The sequence below is a fragment of the Ilumatobacter sp. genome (genome assembly GCF_049588435.1).
Taxonomy (GTDB): domain Bacteria; phylum Actinomycetota; class Acidimicrobiia; order Acidimicrobiales; family Ilumatobacteraceae; genus Ilumatobacter_A.
Window position 1 is genome coordinate 19186 of sequence record NZ_JBAVYV010000199.1, and the last position, 15832, is coordinate 35017.

At 66.5% G+C, this 15832-nt stretch carries 15 protein-coding genes; 4 read left to right on the plus strand and 11 right to left on the minus strand.

What is annotated here, in order from left to right:
- Positions 1 to 28: 28 nt before the first annotated feature.
- The 6 genes from WBV89_RS07435 to WBV89_RS07460 form a co-directional block, all read right to left on the minus strand.
- A complete protein-coding gene (locus WBV89_RS07435) occupies positions 29 to 1273 on the minus strand; it encodes a competence/damage-inducible protein A (protein ID WP_423980699.1) in 1245 nt (414 codons plus the stop codon).
- The gene (gene pgsA / locus WBV89_RS07440; protein ID WP_423980700.1) at positions 1270 to 1827 is read right to left on the minus strand and encodes a CDP-diacylglycerol--glycerol-3-phosphate 3-phosphatidyltransferase; all 558 of its coding nucleotides are present in this window, start codon (positions 1825 to 1827) and stop codon (positions 1270 to 1272) included. Before pgsA ends, WBV89_RS07435 begins: the two co-directional genes overlap by 4 nt.
- Complete coding sequence (gene rimO, locus WBV89_RS07445) at positions 1827 to 3164, minus strand: 30S ribosomal protein S12 methylthiotransferase RimO (protein ID WP_423980701.1); 1338 nt, start codon at positions 3162 to 3164, stop codon at positions 1827 to 1829. The genes pgsA and rimO overlap by 1 nt, the downstream gene beginning before the upstream one ends.
- A 248-nt stretch (positions 3165 to 3412) precedes the next feature.
- Positions 3413 to 3574, minus strand: a complete 162-nt coding sequence (locus WBV89_RS07450; RefSeq protein WP_423980702.1) for a hypothetical protein — start codon at positions 3572 to 3574, stop codon at positions 3413 to 3415.
- Between the two features lie 5 nt (positions 3575 to 3579).
- Positions 3580 to 6102, minus strand: a complete 2523-nt coding sequence (locus tag WBV89_RS07455; RefSeq protein WP_423980703.1) for a DNA translocase FtsK 4TM domain-containing protein — start codon at positions 6100 to 6102, stop codon at positions 3580 to 3582.
- Positions 6103 to 6159: 57 nt separating this feature from the next.
- Positions 6160 to 6750 (minus strand): hypothetical protein, encoded by a 591-nt coding sequence (locus WBV89_RS07460; RefSeq protein ID WP_423980704.1) that lies wholly within the window; start codon positions 6748 to 6750, stop codon positions 6160 to 6162.
- Positions 6751 to 6840: 90 nt separating this feature from the next.
- Between WBV89_RS07460 and WBV89_RS07465 the strand changes: the two genes are divergently transcribed.
- Positions 6841 to 7302: a hypothetical protein gene (locus tag WBV89_RS07465; protein WP_423980705.1), complete on the plus strand. Its 462-nt coding sequence runs from the start codon at positions 6841 to 6843 to the stop codon at positions 7300 to 7302.
- Positions 7303 to 7314: 12 nt separating this feature from the next.
- Here the strand turns inward: WBV89_RS07465 and WBV89_RS07470 are convergent, their stop codons facing one another.
- The 4 genes from WBV89_RS07470 to WBV89_RS07485 form a co-directional block, all read right to left on the minus strand.
- Positions 7315 to 9063 (minus strand): ribonuclease J, encoded by a 1749-nt coding sequence (locus WBV89_RS07470; RefSeq protein ID WP_423980706.1) that lies wholly within the window; start codon positions 9061 to 9063, stop codon positions 7315 to 7317.
- Positions 9056 to 9946 (minus strand): 4-hydroxy-tetrahydrodipicolinate synthase, encoded by an 891-nt coding sequence (gene dapA / locus WBV89_RS07475; RefSeq protein ID WP_423980707.1) that lies wholly within the window; start codon positions 9944 to 9946, stop codon positions 9056 to 9058. Before dapA ends, WBV89_RS07470 begins: the two co-directional genes overlap by 8 nt.
- Before the next feature lie 72 nt (positions 9947 to 10018).
- Complete coding sequence (locus tag WBV89_RS07480) at positions 10019 to 10555, minus strand: MarR family transcriptional regulator (protein WP_423980708.1); 537 nt, start codon at positions 10553 to 10555, stop codon at positions 10019 to 10021.
- 159 nt (positions 10556 to 10714) lie between these two features.
- On the minus strand, positions 10715 to 12121 hold the full coding sequence (locus WBV89_RS07485) for an NAD-dependent malic enzyme (RefSeq protein ID WP_423980709.1): 1407 nt from the start codon (positions 12119 to 12121) through the stop codon (positions 10715 to 10717).
- A gap of 139 nt (positions 12122 to 12260) precedes the next feature.
- Here WBV89_RS07485 and WBV89_RS07490 point away from each other — a divergent pair, with 139 nt between their 5' ends.
- From WBV89_RS07490 to WBV89_RS07500, 3 genes are read left to right on the plus strand one after another with little or no spacing between them, the layout of a single operon-like run.
- Positions 12261 to 13199 carry an ABC transporter substrate-binding protein gene (locus tag WBV89_RS07490; RefSeq protein WP_423980710.1) on the plus strand — a complete coding sequence of 313 codons (939 nt, stop codon included), beginning with the start codon at positions 12261 to 12263 and terminating at the stop codon, positions 13197 to 13199.
- 1 nt (position 13200) lies between these two features.
- Positions 13201 to 14034, plus strand: a complete 834-nt coding sequence (locus WBV89_RS07495) for an amino acid ABC transporter permease (protein WP_423980711.1) — start codon at positions 13201 to 13203, stop codon at positions 14032 to 14034.
- A gap of 5 nt (positions 14035 to 14039) precedes the next feature.
- On the plus strand, positions 14040 to 14789 hold the full coding sequence (locus WBV89_RS07500) for an amino acid ABC transporter ATP-binding protein (protein WP_423980713.1): 750 nt from the start codon (positions 14040 to 14042) through the stop codon (positions 14787 to 14789).
- A gap of 43 nt (positions 14790 to 14832) precedes the next feature.
- On the opposite strand, the gene WBV89_RS07505 is transcribed toward WBV89_RS07500, so the two are convergent.
- Positions 14833 to 15699, minus strand: a complete 867-nt coding sequence (locus WBV89_RS07505) for a DUF1996 domain-containing protein (RefSeq protein WP_423980712.1) — start codon at positions 15697 to 15699, stop codon at positions 14833 to 14835.
- Positions 15700 to 15832 lie beyond the last annotated feature (133 nt).

Consider the following 15832-nt stretch of genomic DNA (forward strand, 5'->3'; position numbering starts at 1 on the left):
ATCGCGCGAGATGTTCACCCGTCGATGGTCAGATCGTTGCGAGCTGTCGTCGCAGCAGATCGAGCGAGCTGATCACCGCGAACTGGCGCATCTGCTCGCGTTGACCGGGAAGTCGCAGCTCGCGGACATCCTCGAAGCCCGGTCCGCACATGCCGATGAACAGCGTTCCGGCCGGTTGACCATCCTGTTCATCCGGCCCGGCCACGCCGGTGAGCGAGACGGCGATGTCCGATCCGAGCCGTTCGCGAGCTCCGAGGGCCATCTGACGCGCTGCCTCGGCACTCACCACGGGTCCCGGCGCGACGCCCAGGATCGTCTGCTTCACCTCCGTCGCGTAGCTGACGATCGACCCGCGGAAGACGTCGCTGGCGCCGGGGATGCCGGTCAGTCGCGCACCGACCAGGCCACCGGTCACCGATTCGGCGAGTCCCAGTGTCAACCCGCGTGAGCGACACATCTCGAGCACGACCGACTCCATGGTGTCGTCGCCGACGCCGAACACGAGATCGCCGAGTTCGGAGCGCAGGCGTTGCTCCCACCCGTCGAGCTGCGCGGCCGCCAGAGCGGCGGTCGGCGCCTTCGCCGTGAGACGGACCTTGAGCCCCTCCCACCCGGAGGCGAGAAATGCCAACGTCGGCGTGTCGGGTGATTCGAGTTCCTCGATCAGGTCGTCGAGTCGCTCGTTCAGGCCGCTCTCGGACTCCCCCCAGGTCCGCAGGACGCGGCTGACGATCGTGTCGGTCGAGCCACTGCGCCGGACGAGATCGGGGAGGATCGCACGGTGGATCATGTCGCGCATCTCGTGCGGCACGCCGGGGACGGCGTACACGACCGTGCCCTTCGGGTCAGCGATCGGACAGATCAGGCCCGGGGCGGTGCCGCGCGTCTGGTGGATCACGTCGGCTCCCTCGGGAACCATCGCCTGTCGCAGGTTGTTCTCCGGCATCCGCCGACCGCGGGAGGAGAACACTTCGCGGATCCTCTCGGCGACCGCATCGTCGAGCAGCAGGTCGACCCCCATCACCGCGGCGATCGCGTCGCGAGTGAGGTCGTCATGAGTCGGTCCCAACCCGCCGCACATGATCACCGCATCGGACTCGTCGAGGAGCCGCCGCAGCTGGGCCTCGATCCGGCCGATGTTGTCACCGACCTTCACCTGGACGAGCGAGTCGATGCCGTGTTCGGCCAACTCGCCGCCGATCCATGCGGAATTGGAATCGATGATCTGACCGAGCAGCAACTCGGTTCCGACTGCGAGGACCGAGACGTTCACGACACGGGCGCGGCGACGCCGGCCGGAACGGACTTCGTCGCGTGCCAGAGGTACTGGTACCCGCTGACCAGGGCGAGCACGACACCGACCCAGAGCAGGGTGTTCCAGGTCCACGGCATCGTCGCCGTCAGCGGGAACAGCGCGAACGCCACCGAGAACTGCTGCACGACGGTCTTGTACTTGCCGAGCTTGCTCGCCGGGACGCTGACGCCGCGCCCGCTCTTCACGACGCGATAGACGCTGATGGTGAGCTCGCGTGCGGCGATGATCGCGACCGGAACCCACCAGAAGATGTCGTGCGCGACAAGGGTGAACATCGCACCGAGCACCAGGACCTTGTCGGCCAGCGGGTCGAGGAACGCGCCGACCGCCGTGGGGCCGCGACGACGTGCGATGTACCCGTCGATCCCGTCACTCGAACACAGCACGAACCACAGGAAGAACGCCCACCACGAGCCACTGCCGTCCTCGGGAATCGCCAGGAACACGAGCGGGGCGAGCAGGATCCGCAGTGCGGTGATCCCATTCGCCCAGCTGTTCAGCGACTCGACCATCAGTCGGCTCCATCGCCGAGATCTGCTGCGTCGACGCCGGCAGCAACGAGGTCGGGGCCGAGCGCGTCGGCGATGTGGACGGTCGACATCTCGCCGACCGGGAGATCGGCCGGAACGTGCACGATTCCGTCGATCTCGGGAGCCTCGCGATGGCTGCGGGCGACGCCGGCCGTATCGACGAGCACCTCGACGTCCGACCCGATCAGGGCGTCGCGTCGCGAGGCGGTGATCTCGTCCTGCATCTCTCGCAGTTCGGCGAGTCGCTCGCTCATCAGAGAGGGATCGACATGCTGGTCGAGGTCGGCCGCGTACGTGCCGTCCTCGTTGCTGTACGAGAAGAAGCCGCACCAGTCGAGCTGCGCCCGTTCGACGAAGTCGAGGAGTTGATCGTGATCCTCCTCGGTTTCACCCGGATACCCGACGATGAAGTTGCTCCGGAATGCCGCGTCGGGCTCGCGATCGCGGATGTCGGCGATGCGGTCGAGGAAACGTTGGCCGTCACCCCAGCGCCGCATCCGTCGCAGCAGCGGTTTCGACACGTGCTGGAGGGAGAGGTCGAAGTAGGGAACGCCGGTGCGACAGATCGAATCGATCAGCTCGTCGGTCAGGTCGCTCGGGTACAGGTAGAGCAACCGGACGCGATCGACCGCGTCGGCGACCGCGTCGACGAGGGGAACGATCGATCCGGCACCGAGCTCGTCGGGCCGGTCCTTGCCGTAGGAGGCAAGGTCCTGAGCCACGAGGACGATCTCGCGAGCACCGGTCTCGTCGACCTCGGTGAGGATCGATGCGATGTCCCGGCTGCGCTGTGGGCCGCGGAAGCTCGGGATTGCACAGAACCCGCAGGAGCGATCGCATCCCTCGGCGATCTTGATGTACGCCCACGGCACCGTCGACTTCGGTCGGGGGAGGTTCAACAGGTCGAACTCGGGCAGCGGCGTCGACGACACCGGGATCAGCTTGCGGGCCGGTGCGGACCCCGTCGGAACCTCGGTGCCGTCCCGATCGGTCGGGACGAGATTGAACGCCTGCCCGAATCCGGCGACCTGGTCGACCTCGGGCAATGCCTCAGCGAGTTCGGAGCCGTACCGCTCGGCCATGCACCCCGTGACGACCAGGCGACTGGCGGACTGGCGCTGCTCATCGAGCGCGAGAATCGTGTCGATCGACTCCTGACGCGCCTCGCCGATGAAGGCGCACGTGTTCACGACGACGAGATCGGCCGCGGATGCGTCGTCGGTCGCCTGCATCCCGTCGGCGACGAGCGCGCCGACCAGTTTGTCAGAATCGACGTCGTTCTTGGGACAGCCGAGCGTCTCGACGTAGAAGCGCTGCACACGAGCACGCTACCGCTCTCGCAGGGGCGCGGCCCGTGACGACGGCGACGGCGCTGTCACCGAACCGCCCGGACAACCGGTGCCTGACACCAGTTGTCCGACACCGGATGGCGGGTCGGTGACCGTCGACCGGAACTTCGCCATCAGGTGGCGGCCGGCGATTACGGAGTCGTGGAGAGCCTCGTCGCCATCGGCCACGATGCACTCGATCCGCGCGTTCCAGTTCGCATTGTGGAAGAACGGCATCGTCAGCCGCGGCTCGCCATGTCGGCCGACGGGGACCACGACCCCGTGATCGAGAAGCCGACGGCTCGACATGCCTCACCGATCTCGTCGGCGTTCTCCCGGCGACGAGCGTCGGGTCCGCCGGCGAATCCACCGAGATCGATGACGGGGACGGCCGGTGTCATTCGGGTCAGAGTTGACCGTTCTGCTGGAGCAGTTCGAACTCTTCGACGGTCATCAGCACCGCACGGGCCTTGGAGCCCTCGCTCGGGCCGACGACCCCTCGCGTCTCGAGGAGATCCATGATCCGCCCGGCGCGGGCGAAGCCGACCTTCAACTTGCGCTGCAGCATCGACGTCGAACCGAGCTGGCTGCGCACGATCAGTTCCATCGCCTGCTTCATCATCGCCGTGTCCTCGTCGTCCTCACCGGCCGAGAACGCGTTGGCGTCGGACGTGACGTCGAGGTTCAGACCGCCCATCGACGGAGCGGGAGGTGTGAGCGCGGGCGAACTCATCGCCGACGGAGCAGACCCGGCCGAGCCTTCGCCGCCCTCCTCGATCTCGGCGGAGGTGACCACCTCGGGTGCCTGCGCCTTCCAGTGTGCGACGACCTCGCGAACCTCCTCCTCGGTGATGAACGCACCCTGGATGCGGTTCGCGACCGACGAGTTCCCCGGCAACAGGAGCATGTCGCCCTTGCCGACGAGCTTGTCGGCGCCGGGCTGGTCGAGGATCACCCGCGAGTCGGTCAACGACGACACGGCGAACGCCATGCGGGCCGGGATGTTCGCCTTGATCACACCGGTGATCACGTTCACCGACGGACGCTGCGTCGCGACGATCAGGTGGATTCCGACCGCGCGTGCCTTCTGGGCGATGCGCGTGATCGATTCCTCGACATCACGCGCGGCGACCATCATCAAGTCGTTGAGCTCGTCGACCACCACAACGATGTACGGCATGTGCTCGTACACCGGCGGTCCGTCGGGGTCGGTTCCGGGCGGGTCCTCGATCTTGCCGGCACGGAACGCCTTGTTGTACCCACCGATGTCGCGGTAGCCGATCTCGGAGAGGACGTCGTAACGACGCTCCATCTCCTTGACCGCCCAGCCGAGGGCGTTCGCCGCCTTCTTCGGGTTGGTGACCGGTTGGGTGAGCAGGTGCGGGAGACGTGCGTACTGGCCCATCTCGACCTGCTTCGGGTCGATGAGGATCAGACGGACGTCGTCGGGCGTCGTGCGCATCAGCAGCGACGTGATGATGCAGTTGATTCCGCTCGACTTACCCGCACCGGTCGCACCGGCGATGAGCATGTGCGGTGTGGCCGCCAGGTCGAGCATGACCGCCTTGCCGGCGATGTCCTTGCCGACGGCGACCTCGAGCGGGTTCGTGGCCTTGATCGCCTCGGACGACGTGAGTAGATCGCCCAGCGCGACCAACTGGCGCTGGTGGTTCGGCACTTCGACACCGATCGCCGAGCGTCCCGGGATCGGGGCGAGGATGCGCACGTCGGTCGCCGCCATCGCATACGCGATGTCCTTCTGCAGGTTGGTGACCTTCGAGACCTTCACGCCGAGGCCGAGTTCGAGTTCGTACCGGGTGACGGTCGGGCCGACGGTCATCCCGATCAGTTCGGTGTCGACGTTGTGCGAGGCGAGCGATTCCTGCAGTGTCAGCCCGCGCTGCTCGATGGCCTTCCGGTCGACCTTCTGCACCCCCGGCTGCAACAGGAGCTTCATCGGGGGCAGGACCCAATCGCCCACGGTCGCGCCTCCGGGATGGACCTGTCCGGACGTCGAGCCGGTGTCGACCTTCGCCCGCTTGCGCTTCGGCTTCGCCGCCGGAGCCGGTCCCCCGTCGGTCTCGAAGTCGTAGAGGTGCGGCGCGCCGGTGGGAGGCGGCAACGCTTCGCCTGCGACGGTCGGGGTCGCGTCACTGAGATGCTCCTGGTCGAAGATCGTGGTGGCGTCGAGTTGGGTGCTGTCGTCGCGATCGCTGGACAACGTGGTGATGTTGCCCAGCCCCGACTTCGCCGCCCGACCCACCGGTCGCAGCATCGAATTGACGAATCCGCCGGTCTGCTGGGCCATCGTGCGCAACGAGGTCTGCGTGATCACCGTCAGGCTGACCATGATCGCGATCAGGAGCACGACGACTGCACCGGCCGTGGCGATCCCAGCGGTCAGGGGTTCGCCGACGCCGGCACCGACCCATCCGCCCCAGTCCCCGTATCGGTCGTATCCCTCGGCGTTCTCGTCGCGTCGGATCAGGTGGATCAACGCGAGGACCGCGATCGTGATGACCGACCACGCCACCGCCAGCCGGACGGGGCTCGACGACTGGCCTTTGCGGACGAACGTGACGCCGACGACCCCGATGACCAGTGGAACCGCGAAACGACCGAGCCCGAAGACCCAGCCGAACACCGTCTCGACACCACGCCCGAGCGGGCCGGCGAGGTCGAGGTAGATCGCCAATGCGAGCAGTACCGCCACACCGATCAGCGCGAGCCCGATCAGTTCGTCCTGTCGATCGTGCGGTTGGCCGTCGTCGGCGTCGTCCATCCGAATCTGCTCCGGGGTGGCATCGCGTACCGACCCGCCCCCCGCCGTGCGCGAGGTTCTGGCGGTCTTGGCGGTCGGGTCGACGCGCGTCGACCGTTTGCCCGACGACTTCGACGGCTTCTTCCCGGACGGGCCCCACGTATTCATGACCCGATCACCGTACCAATCGGGCGTGACCCAGATGCGGAGGCTTGGCGAGTCCGATCAGACCGGATCGACGGAAAAGACCTGGCCATCGGGCCCGACGACCACGTCGAGAAAGCCGCCGCTCGGCGATGTCACCGCGAGCACGTAGGTCGCTCCGACCCCGTCGCCGTAGATGCTGATCGCATCGACGTCGGATTCGGGAAGATCCGCCCGCACCCCCGAGGTCACCAGATCCGGGTCGAAGTCGACGTCGTCGCGGTCGAAGGTGAGACCCTCCGCTCCGGTTTGCTTGGGGGCCGGCGGCTGCAACTCACCGTCGACATAGGCGTAGGCGACCGCGGCCGTTCCCTCATCCACGGCGACGAAGATGTTCGTGAACTGGTCGTTCGCGGTCACCTCGAAGAATTCCTGCTCCTCACCGAGTTCGAGTTCGACGGCATCGAGCGCCGCAGCGACATCGGACACGAAGCCAGGCGTGTCGGACGCCTCGACGGCCGGTGACGTTGCCGACACGACCGGTTCGGTGGAATCCGGCGCGTCACTCGACCCGCCACAGCCCGACGCCAGCACCGCCAACGACACCGCTGCTGCGGCGCCGACGACGCTCCAGCGACGTTCCCCACACCGCATCGTTCCACGAGACCACATGGGGCCGCAGGCTATGCCGAGTCCATGCCCACGGGCATGCGACGACGGCGTCCAACGCCGAGCGTGGACCGCCCGGTACATTTGCCGGACGTGATCGATCAATCACACCGTCCGGGCAAGCCGTCGATGATCGCAGCCGGCGCGCTCGTGGCCTGGGTGCTCGTGCTCTTCTTCGGATGGGCCATCCAACCGATCGACGACACCGTTCCGGTCGAGGTCGACCCGACCTCCGAACTCGCGACGATCCTGGCGAACCAGCCCGAGCTGACCCCGATCGAGGCGGAGCGAGCGCAGGCCGTCCAATGCAACTCGCTGTTCGCGAGCAGCCCTCGGGACACTGCGGTCCCGCTGCCGGAACTCCCACCGGACTACGTCTATGCCCGCGTCCCGTGCGTGTCGCCGCACTCCGGCGCCCAACTCGCAGCCATCGTCAACGTCCTCGCGGTGGTCGCACTCGTGATCGGATGGGTCTCGATCTCGAGACGCTTCCGCATCGAGGACGGTGTGATCGAGCCGCAACCCGAGCAGCAGCCCACCACGTCGCCGACCTGACGACGACTCGACTCAGGCCTCCATCACGACGGGGACGATCATCGGGCGACGCTTGGTGCGATCGCTGACGAACTTCCCGGTCGCACGTCGAGCCTCGCGCTCGAGCTGTTCGACGTCGCGAACGCCGTCCGCCAGTGCCTTCTCGAGCGACCGGGCGACCGTGTCGCACGCCTCGTCGAGCAGATCCTCGGCCTCCGGGGCGTACACCCAGCCGCGCGTGATGATCTCGGGGTCGACGAGCACCTTGCCGGTCTGCATGTCGACGGTCGACACGACGACGACGACGCCCTCCTCGGCCAGCTTGCGCCGGTCGCGGAGCACTCCGTTGCCGACGTCGCCGACGATTCCGTCGACGTAGAGATATCCGGACGGGACGCGACCCACCGGCGCCAGCTCGCGGGAATCGAGTTCGAGCACGTCGCCGTCCTCGCACTGGATGATGTGATCCGGACGGACGCCCATCAACTCGGCGAGCTTGGCGTTGGCGACCATGTGGCGGTACTCGCCGTGGATCGGCACGAACCACTCGGGATTCACGATCGACAGATACGTCTTGATGTCGTCGGCCTTGGCGTGGCCGGTTGCGTGGACATCCAGAATGCCGGAGTGCACGACCTCGGCGCCGAGGCGCAACAACCCGTCGATGACCTTGTTGACACTGCTCTCGTTGCCGGGGATGGCATGGCTGGACAACACCACGGTGTCGTTGTCCGTCAGCTTGAGCCAGCGGTTCTCACCACGGGCCATCAGCCCGAGCGCCGACATCGGCTCGCCCTGTGATCCGGTCGAGATGATGCAGATCTCACCCGGATCATATTTGTCGACCTCTTCGATGTCGATGAGCGACGACTCGGGGATCTTGAATACGCCGAGGTCGAGGCCGAGCCGGATGTTCTTCTTCATGCTCAGCCCGAGCGTGGCGACCTTGCGCCCTTCACCCACCGCAGCATCGGCGATCTGCTGGATGCGGTGGAGGTGGCTGGCAAAGCTGGCGGTGATGATCCGACGACCGCGCTGCTGGGCGAACAGGCCGCGCAACACACCGCCGACATTCGTCTCACTCGACGCGTATCCGGGCTCCTCGGCGTTGGTGGAGTCCGACATCAGCAGGCGGATGCCTTCGTTCTTCGCGAGCTGGCCGATGCGCGCGAGGTCGGCGCGGCGCTCGTCGACCGGGGTGAGGTCGATCTTGAAGTCACCCGAGTGGAGCACGACTCCCTGCGCCGTGTGGACGGCGATGGCGTGGGCGTGCGGCACCGAGTGCGTGACGGGAATGAACTCGACGAGCAGCGAGCCGATGTCGATCTGCTCTCCGTCTTTCACGGGTCGCATGTCGATCTTGGGCATCAGGCCGGCCTCTTCGATGCGGTTGCGGGCCAGACCGAGTGCGAGTGCCGACCCGTAGACCGGCAGCTTCTCGGTCCGGAGATCGCCGATTCCATCGATGTCGCGCATCAGGTACTGGATGGCACCGATGTGGTCCTCGTGGCCGTGCGTGAGCACGATCGCCTGGATCCGCTGCGCGTTCTCCTTGAGGTAGGTGAAATCGGGCAGGATCAGATCGATGCCGTGGTGATTGGCGTCGGGGAACATCAGACCGCAGTCGATGAGCAGCATCGTGCGGTCGGGATCGTCGGCTTCGCCCTGTTCGATCACCATGCAGTTCCGCCCGATCTCACCGAGGCCTCCGAGGAAGACGACGCGCACGGGCACCTTCGGATCGAGCTTCGCCGTGTTCGGCTGGTTCTTCTTGTCAGCCACGTGAGGCCACCAATCGTTCGTAGACCCCACGGGCCTGGTTGTCGAGATCAGCGGGTGCCGGCCCCATCGGAAGTCGCGCCTGGCCCACGGCGTGCCCGAGCGTGCGGAGCATCGCCTTGGCCGGCAGCGGGTTCGGAACCTCGTCGCTCGTCTCGAAGCGGTAGCTCTCGAACTGCCGCGCGTTGTGGGCGCGGGCGGCGGTAGCGTCGCCCGCGTTCCAGGAATCGAACATCTGTACGTGATCGGGGCCGCACCAATGCGTCGCCACTCCGATCGCTCCGACGGCGCCGACCGCGAGCAGCGGAAGCGTCATCGGATCGTCGCCCGAGTAGACCTCGAAGTGCTCGGGGGTCTCCTCGATCACGATCGCGGTCTGCCCGGCGTCCCCGGCGGCGTCCTTGACACCGACGATGTTCGTCACCTCGTTGCCGAGTGAGATCAACGTCGCCGTGTCGATCTTGCGGCCGGTTCGCTTCGGGATGTCGTACAGCAGGACCGGCAGATCGGTGCTCGATGCGATCGCGCGGAAATGGGCGTCGAGGCCAGACTGGGACGGACGGTTGTAGTACGGGCACACCGCGAGAATTCCCGCAACACCGAGCTTCTCGGCCTCGACCGTGAGGCCGATGTCCTGGCGGGTGTTCGAGCCGGTCGTGCCGGCGATCACCGGAATCGTGACCGCCTGAGCGATCGCCTCGAACAGGGTGAGCTTCTCGTCGATCGACAGCGTCGAGGACTCACCGGTCGTCCCGGCGACGACCAGACCTTCGTTTCCCTGCTCCACCAGCCACTTCGCCAACGCCACGGAGGCATCGACGTCGAGTGACTCGTCAGGGGCGAACGGAGTGACCATCGCCGTCAACACGCGGCCGAAGCGAGCCATCAGCGGACCGGTTCTCGTAGAGCATTCACGACTGAGAACCTAGGTGAAGAACGCGCCGATGACGCGTTCAGATCAGAAGGATCCTTCGGCCGATCGGTCGATGCCCTGCGTGAGGATCAGGTCCTCGTGCAACTCCATCCAGGCGTCGTGGTAGCTCCCACACATCACCCCGGTGAACATCTTGGTCTCGCCCTGCTGCACCCGTCCGAGCACGATGTCGAGGCGTCGCGAGTACGGCCCCAGTCGCTCGATCGCCTCTCCCATCTCTCCGACGACGGGCTTGGCCTCGCTGTGCATCTCGCTGAGCTGTTCGACGACGTCGCGGTCGTAGGCGGGGTCGGAATGGTCGTTCGGCTCGCCATCGCGCAACTGCCATGCCCCGCAGAGCTCCTTGAAGCGCGTGTTCAGGTCGATGAAGGTCGCATACGTCGACGACAGCGCCGAGGTGAGGTCGAGACCTTCGAGATCGGCCGCGAGGTGCTCGGCATGGACAATGCGTCCGTCGGGCGTGAGTTGCCACAGACCACGGTTCTCGCGGAACTGGACGTGGCCGTCCGTCGAGAACTCCGACAGGTGCTCCTCGACGTGCTCGGGCGCGTGCTCGGTCATCTCCGAGAGCGTCACGGACGTCGCGAACCCCTTGATCCGGAGTGCGTGGAAAGTACGAAAGTGCGGTGTCGATGGATGTCCCATGTCCCCATATCCTGTCCGATTCGAGATGCCGACCACGAACTCGCGGCAGCGCGGTGCGCGCCGTCGGCGACGACCTCAGCCGAGTCGGCTGACGCCATCGGCGATCGCGGCGGCGGCGACGGCCTCGGCAACGCGCATCGAGACGGAGCGGTCGAACACCGACGGCATGATGTTCGTCTCGGTCAGCAACTCGTCGGGAACCGACTGGGCGATCGCCTCCGCTGCCGCGAGCTTCATCCCCTCGGTGATGTCGGTCGCCCGAGCGTCGAGCGCCCCACGGAAGATCCCGGGGAAGGCCAGCACGTTGTTGATCTGGTTCGGGTAGTCGCTGCGCCCCGTCCCCATCACGCGCACGAGATCACCGACCAGTTCGGGACGGATCTCGGGGTCGGGGTTCGCCATCGCGAACACGATCGGATCGTCGTTCATCGCTGCGATGTCGTCCACCGTGAGCACATCGGGGGCGCTGACTCCGATGAAGACGTCGCTCCCGGCCATCACATCGCTGAGTGCACCCTGCTTGCCCTGCGGGTTCGTGTTCTCGGCGAACCACTGCTTCCAGGCATTGAGCCCGTCACGGCCGTCGTAGACCGCGCCCTTGCTGTCGACGCCGACGATCTCGGTCGCTCCGGCACCGAGCAGAATCTTGCCGATCGCCACGCCGGCCGCACCGACACCGGAGATCACGATCGAGAGATCTTCCATCTTCTTGCCGGTGATCCGCAGTGCGTTCTCGACGGCGGCGAGCGTGACGACAGCCGTCCCGTGCTGGTCGTCGTGGAACACGGGGATGTCGAGCGCCTCCTTGAGCGCCTCCTCGACCTGGAACGCACCGGGTGCGGCGATGTCCTCCAGGTTCACGCCACCGAAGGTCGGGGCGAGGCGGATCACGGTCTCGATGATCTCCTCGGGCGTCGACACGTCGAGACAGATCGGGAACGCGTCGACTCCGGCGAACTCCTTGAACAGCAGTGCCTTGCCTTCCATCACCGGCATCGCGCCCTTCGGCCCGATGTCGCCGAGACCGAGCACGGCCGTCCCGTCGGACACGATCGCAACCGTGTTCTTGCGGATCGTGTACTCGTCGGCGAGCGCCTCGTCCGCGGCGATCGCGTTGCAGACGCGGGCCACACCGGGCGTGTACGCCATCGACAGATCGTCCTGGTCCGACACCGGACACAGCGACAGGACCTCGATCTTGCCGCCCTCGTGCATGCGGAACGTGCGGTCGTGCCACTCCTCGAGGGTGACGCCGTCGACCGCCTCGACCGCCAGGACGACGAGCTGCTGGTGCTCGACGCTGCTGCAGTTGACGACGATGTCGCGCTCGAGTTCGCGGCCCTTCGCGACGAATCCTTCGATCGCGAAGATGTTCCCACCGGCCTCGCCGATCGCCGAGCACAACCGACCGAGCACACCCGGAACATTGTCCAGGGTCACATCGAGGGTGATCGAGTACTGCGTGGCCGGGGGCATCGACATGCGGCGGCACGATAACGGCCACAGCCGCGATCGAGGGTGCCCGGTTTCGCTGTCACCCCGAGTGCTGATTCTCTTCGGCGTGAGCTGCGGTCGCCAGTACGCTCGCTCCAGCGTGAACACCCACCGAAGGAGAAACTCCATGCGACCCCAACCGACCCGACTGCTCCCGGCGATCATCGTCGGCTCGCTCGTCTTCGCCGCCTGCGGCAGCGACGACGATGCGAGCTCCGACGACGCGAGCGAGAGCACTGAGGCCGCGACCGACGACACCACGGCGACCGACGACTCCGCTCCCGCGACGGCCGCTGACGACGCTGCGTCGTCCGGCGCCGAGTGCACCGACACGATCGAGGACGGCGTGCTGACCATCGCCACGGGCGAACCGGCATTCTTCCCCTGGGTGATCGACGACGATCCCACGACCGGCGAAGGCTTCGAATCAGCCGTTGCGTACGCGGTCGCCGACGAGATGGGGTACGCCGACGACTCCGTCGTGTGGGTCCGCACGACCTTCGACGCCGCCATCCAGCCCGGCGCCAAGGACTTCGATGTCAACCTCCAGCAGTTCTCGATCACCGACGAACGCCGCGAGACGATCGACATGTCGCTGCCGTACTTCACGAGCAACCAGGCGATCGTGGCACTCGAGGGCTCGGCCGCCGAGGGCGCGACGTCGATCGCCGACCTGAAGGACGTCAAGTTCGGCGCCCAGGCCGGCACGACCAGCCTCGACTTCATCAACGACGTGATCCAGCCGACGCAGGAAACGTTCGTCTACGACGACAACGTCGGAGCGAAGGCCGCGCTCGAGGCGAACCAGATCGACGCCGCCGTGTTCGACCTCCCCACGGCGCTGTTCGTCTCCGCCGTGGAGATCGACGGCAGCTCCGTGATCGGTCAGTTCCCGGCCGATTCGGGTGGCACCACCGACCAGTTCGGATTCGTCCTCGAGAAGGACAGCCCGCTGACGTCATGCGTCGACGCTGCTCTCCAGTCCCTCACCGACGACGGTTCGCTCGATGCACTGACGCAGGAGTGGCTGTCGGACAACACCGGCGCACCGGTCATCTCTGAGTGAGGTGAGCCAGCAGACTCGTCGCCAGGCGTTCGAGCAACGTCAGCGACGGCGTTCTCTGCTGATCGCATCAACGAGCACGGTGATCGTCGTCGCGGCGATCATCGTGCTCGTGCCGCGTGCCCCCGGTTGGGAGCGCGTCAAGACGTCGTTCTTCAACCGCGACGTCTTCGTCGAGACGTTCCCGGGTCTGGTTCGCGCCTTCTGGCTCGACATCCAGATCTTCCTGTGGTCGATGCCGCTGATCTTCGTGCTGTCGCTCGCGCTCGCCGTCGCACGCAACACCCGATCAGCGGCGTTGTTTCCGGTGCGCGCCTTCGCGGTCATCTACACCGACGTGTTCCGCGGTGTTCCCGTCATCCTGACGATCTTCCTGATCGGGTTCGGAGTCCCCGGACTGTTCGACTCACGGACGTGGAGCAACCCGCTCATCTGGGGCACGGTCGCACTCGTGCTGTCCTATTCGGCGTACGTGTCGGAGGAGATCCGCGCAGGGATCGAAGGTGTCCACGAAAGCCAACGGGCGGCAGCCCGATCACTCGGCATGAGCAGTCGCCAGACGATGACGACGGTCGTGCTCCCCCAGGCGATGCGCCGCATCGTGCCGCCGATGATGAACAGCATCGTGTCGCTCCAGAAGGATGTCGCGCTGATCAGCTTGATCGGGCCCGTCGAGATCCTCCGCCGGGCCGGGATCGACAAGGCGAAGTTCGCCAACTTCACCCCGTACATCGGAGCGGCCGTGATCTTCCTGGCCGTCACCATCCCGCTGACCCGTCTCGCCGATCACCTGCTGGCCCGTGAACGTCGACGCACGGGCGCCACGGTCGTGTCGTGATCGACGTGGTCGACCACAAGATCCGGCTGCGGTCCGTTCGCAAGGCGTTCGGCGACAACGTCGTCCTCGACGGGATCGATCTCGACGTCGCGCAGGGTGAGGTGATCACCCTGATCGGAGCTTCGGGCTCGGGGAAGTCGACGCTGCTGCGCTGCACCAATCTGCTCGAACCGATCGACGACGGTGAGATCATCTTCGACGGTGTCGACATCGCCGAGCCGGGTCTCGATGCCGATTCGATCCGCAAGCGCATCGGGATGATCTTCCAGAGCTTCAATCTGTTCCCGCACATGAGCGTGCTCGAGAACGTCTCCGTCGGACCGCGCAAGGTGCTCGGCGTCCCGAAATCGGTTGCCGGCGACCGGGCGCGCGAACTCCTCGTCCGCCTCGGTCTCGAGGAGCGCATCGACGCCTACCCAGATCAGCTGTCCGGTGGTCAGCAGCAGCGCGTCGCCATCGCGCGTTCACTCGCGATGGACCCCGAGGTGATGTTGCTCGACGAGATCACGTCCGCGCTCGACCCCGAACTGGTCGGCGAGGTCCTCGACGTGGTCCGGTCACTCAAGACACAAGGCATGACGATGCTCTTCGCGACCCACGAGATGGGGTTCGCCCGAGACATCAGCGACCGTGTCTGTTTCCTCCATCACGGCCAGATTCTCGAAGAGGGTCCACCCCAGCAGGTGTTCGGCGCGCCGGTGAACGAGCGCACCCAGCAGTTCCTGCAACGCGTCACCGATGCCGGGCGACTCTGACACAGCGGGCGCTCGATCGATGACGGCGCCCTGACGGCTCGGTCTAGCCGGAGACGCCACACACGAGGTCGCGGTTGAGGCAGCCGGTCACTTCGCGCTCGAGCTTGTCCTGGTCCCACGTGTTCCAGAAGTCGGCGTGGGCCGAATGGATCGATCCCGAACTCAGGCTGAGGCCCTCCGGGTCGACGGGCGGGTAGTCGATCGCCATCTGCAGTTGTGGGAGTGCGATCGGATGCGACTCGGGGCAACCGTCGTCGCTGTATCGAACGTGTGCACCGGACCCGAACGAGGTCAGCCGTGATTCGTCCCAGCAGTCGGGAAACGTGATCCACAGGCGCAGCGTCGTGTCGGAGGAGCATGCAGGTGGCGTGTCGGTGCGCAGCGCGCCGCTTCCGCACGACCAGGCGATCACGTCCTGGCCCTGGGGTTCATCGGCCGACGCCGTCCCGCCGACCATCATGAAGCTCGGCGGATACGCGACGACCTCGGTCGGATCCACGCCCTGTCCGGGCCGGTAGTAGGCGGTGAGACCCTCCGCGGGAATCCGGTTGCCGTCGGCGCCGAGCAGGGTCGGCGACCAATAGGACGCCGTGTCGAGCCGCTGGTCACAGCTGGTGTCGGCCCCGACAAGTCGCTCGTAGTCCGGCTCCGCATCGGTCTCCGCGTTTCCGAAGAACTGGTGCTGATGGCTCAGGCCCGGCTGATCGGGCAGCACGATGGGATCGTCGAATCCGATGTGGCTGACCGTGCACTGGACGATGAACTGCGCCACCCGCCCCTGGGGCCCCACGCGAGCGGGATCGACGACGTCACCCGCGCCCGAGACACCGTCCGATCCACCTCCGCACGCAGCCAGCACCACCATGGCAGCGACCAGGCCCACCGCTCTCCACGCTCGCCACCCGTTCACCCCGGCAGCCTACGCACCCCCTCCCCCGTCCGGGTGTTTGGTGCGGGGTGGCGCGGGGGTCAGCGGGTGGGGGTCGTGATGGCGTCGACGTCGACGGAGCGGGGCATGTCGGTCGCCGGCTCGGCCGGGGCGG

Excerpts from the sequence above, each read along its gene's own strand:
- WBV89_RS07460 (WP_423980704.1), bottom strand. The coding sequence starts at position 6,750 with ATGTGGTCTCGTGGAACGATGCGGTGTGGGGAACGTCGCTGGAGCGTC.
- WBV89_RS07480 (WP_423980708.1), bottom strand. The coding sequence starts at position 10,555 with ATGACCGAGCACGCGCCCGAGCACGTCGAGGAGCACCTGTCGGAGTTC.
- WBV89_RS07490 (WP_423980710.1), top strand. The coding sequence starts at position 12,261 with ATGCGACCCCAACCGACCCGACTGCTCCCGGCGATCATCGTCGGCTCG.
- dapA (WP_423980707.1), bottom strand. The coding sequence starts at position 9,946 with ATGGCTCGCTTCGGCCGCGTGTTGACGGCGATGGTCACTCCGTTCGCC.
- WBV89_RS07455 (WP_423980703.1), bottom strand. The coding sequence starts at position 6,102 with ATGAATACGTGGGGCCCGTCCGGGAAGAAGCCGTCGAAGTCGTCGGGC.
- WBV89_RS07450 (WP_423980702.1), bottom strand. The coding sequence starts at position 3,574 with ATGACACCGGCCGTCCCCGTCATCGATCTCGGTGGATTCGCCGGCGGA.
- WBV89_RS07485 (WP_423980709.1), bottom strand. The coding sequence starts at position 12,121 with ATGTCGATGCCCCCGGCCACGCAGTACTCGATCACCCTCGATGTGACC.
- pgsA (WP_423980700.1), bottom strand. The coding sequence starts at position 1,827 with ATGGTCGAGTCGCTGAACAGCTGGGCGAATGGGATCACCGCACTGCGG.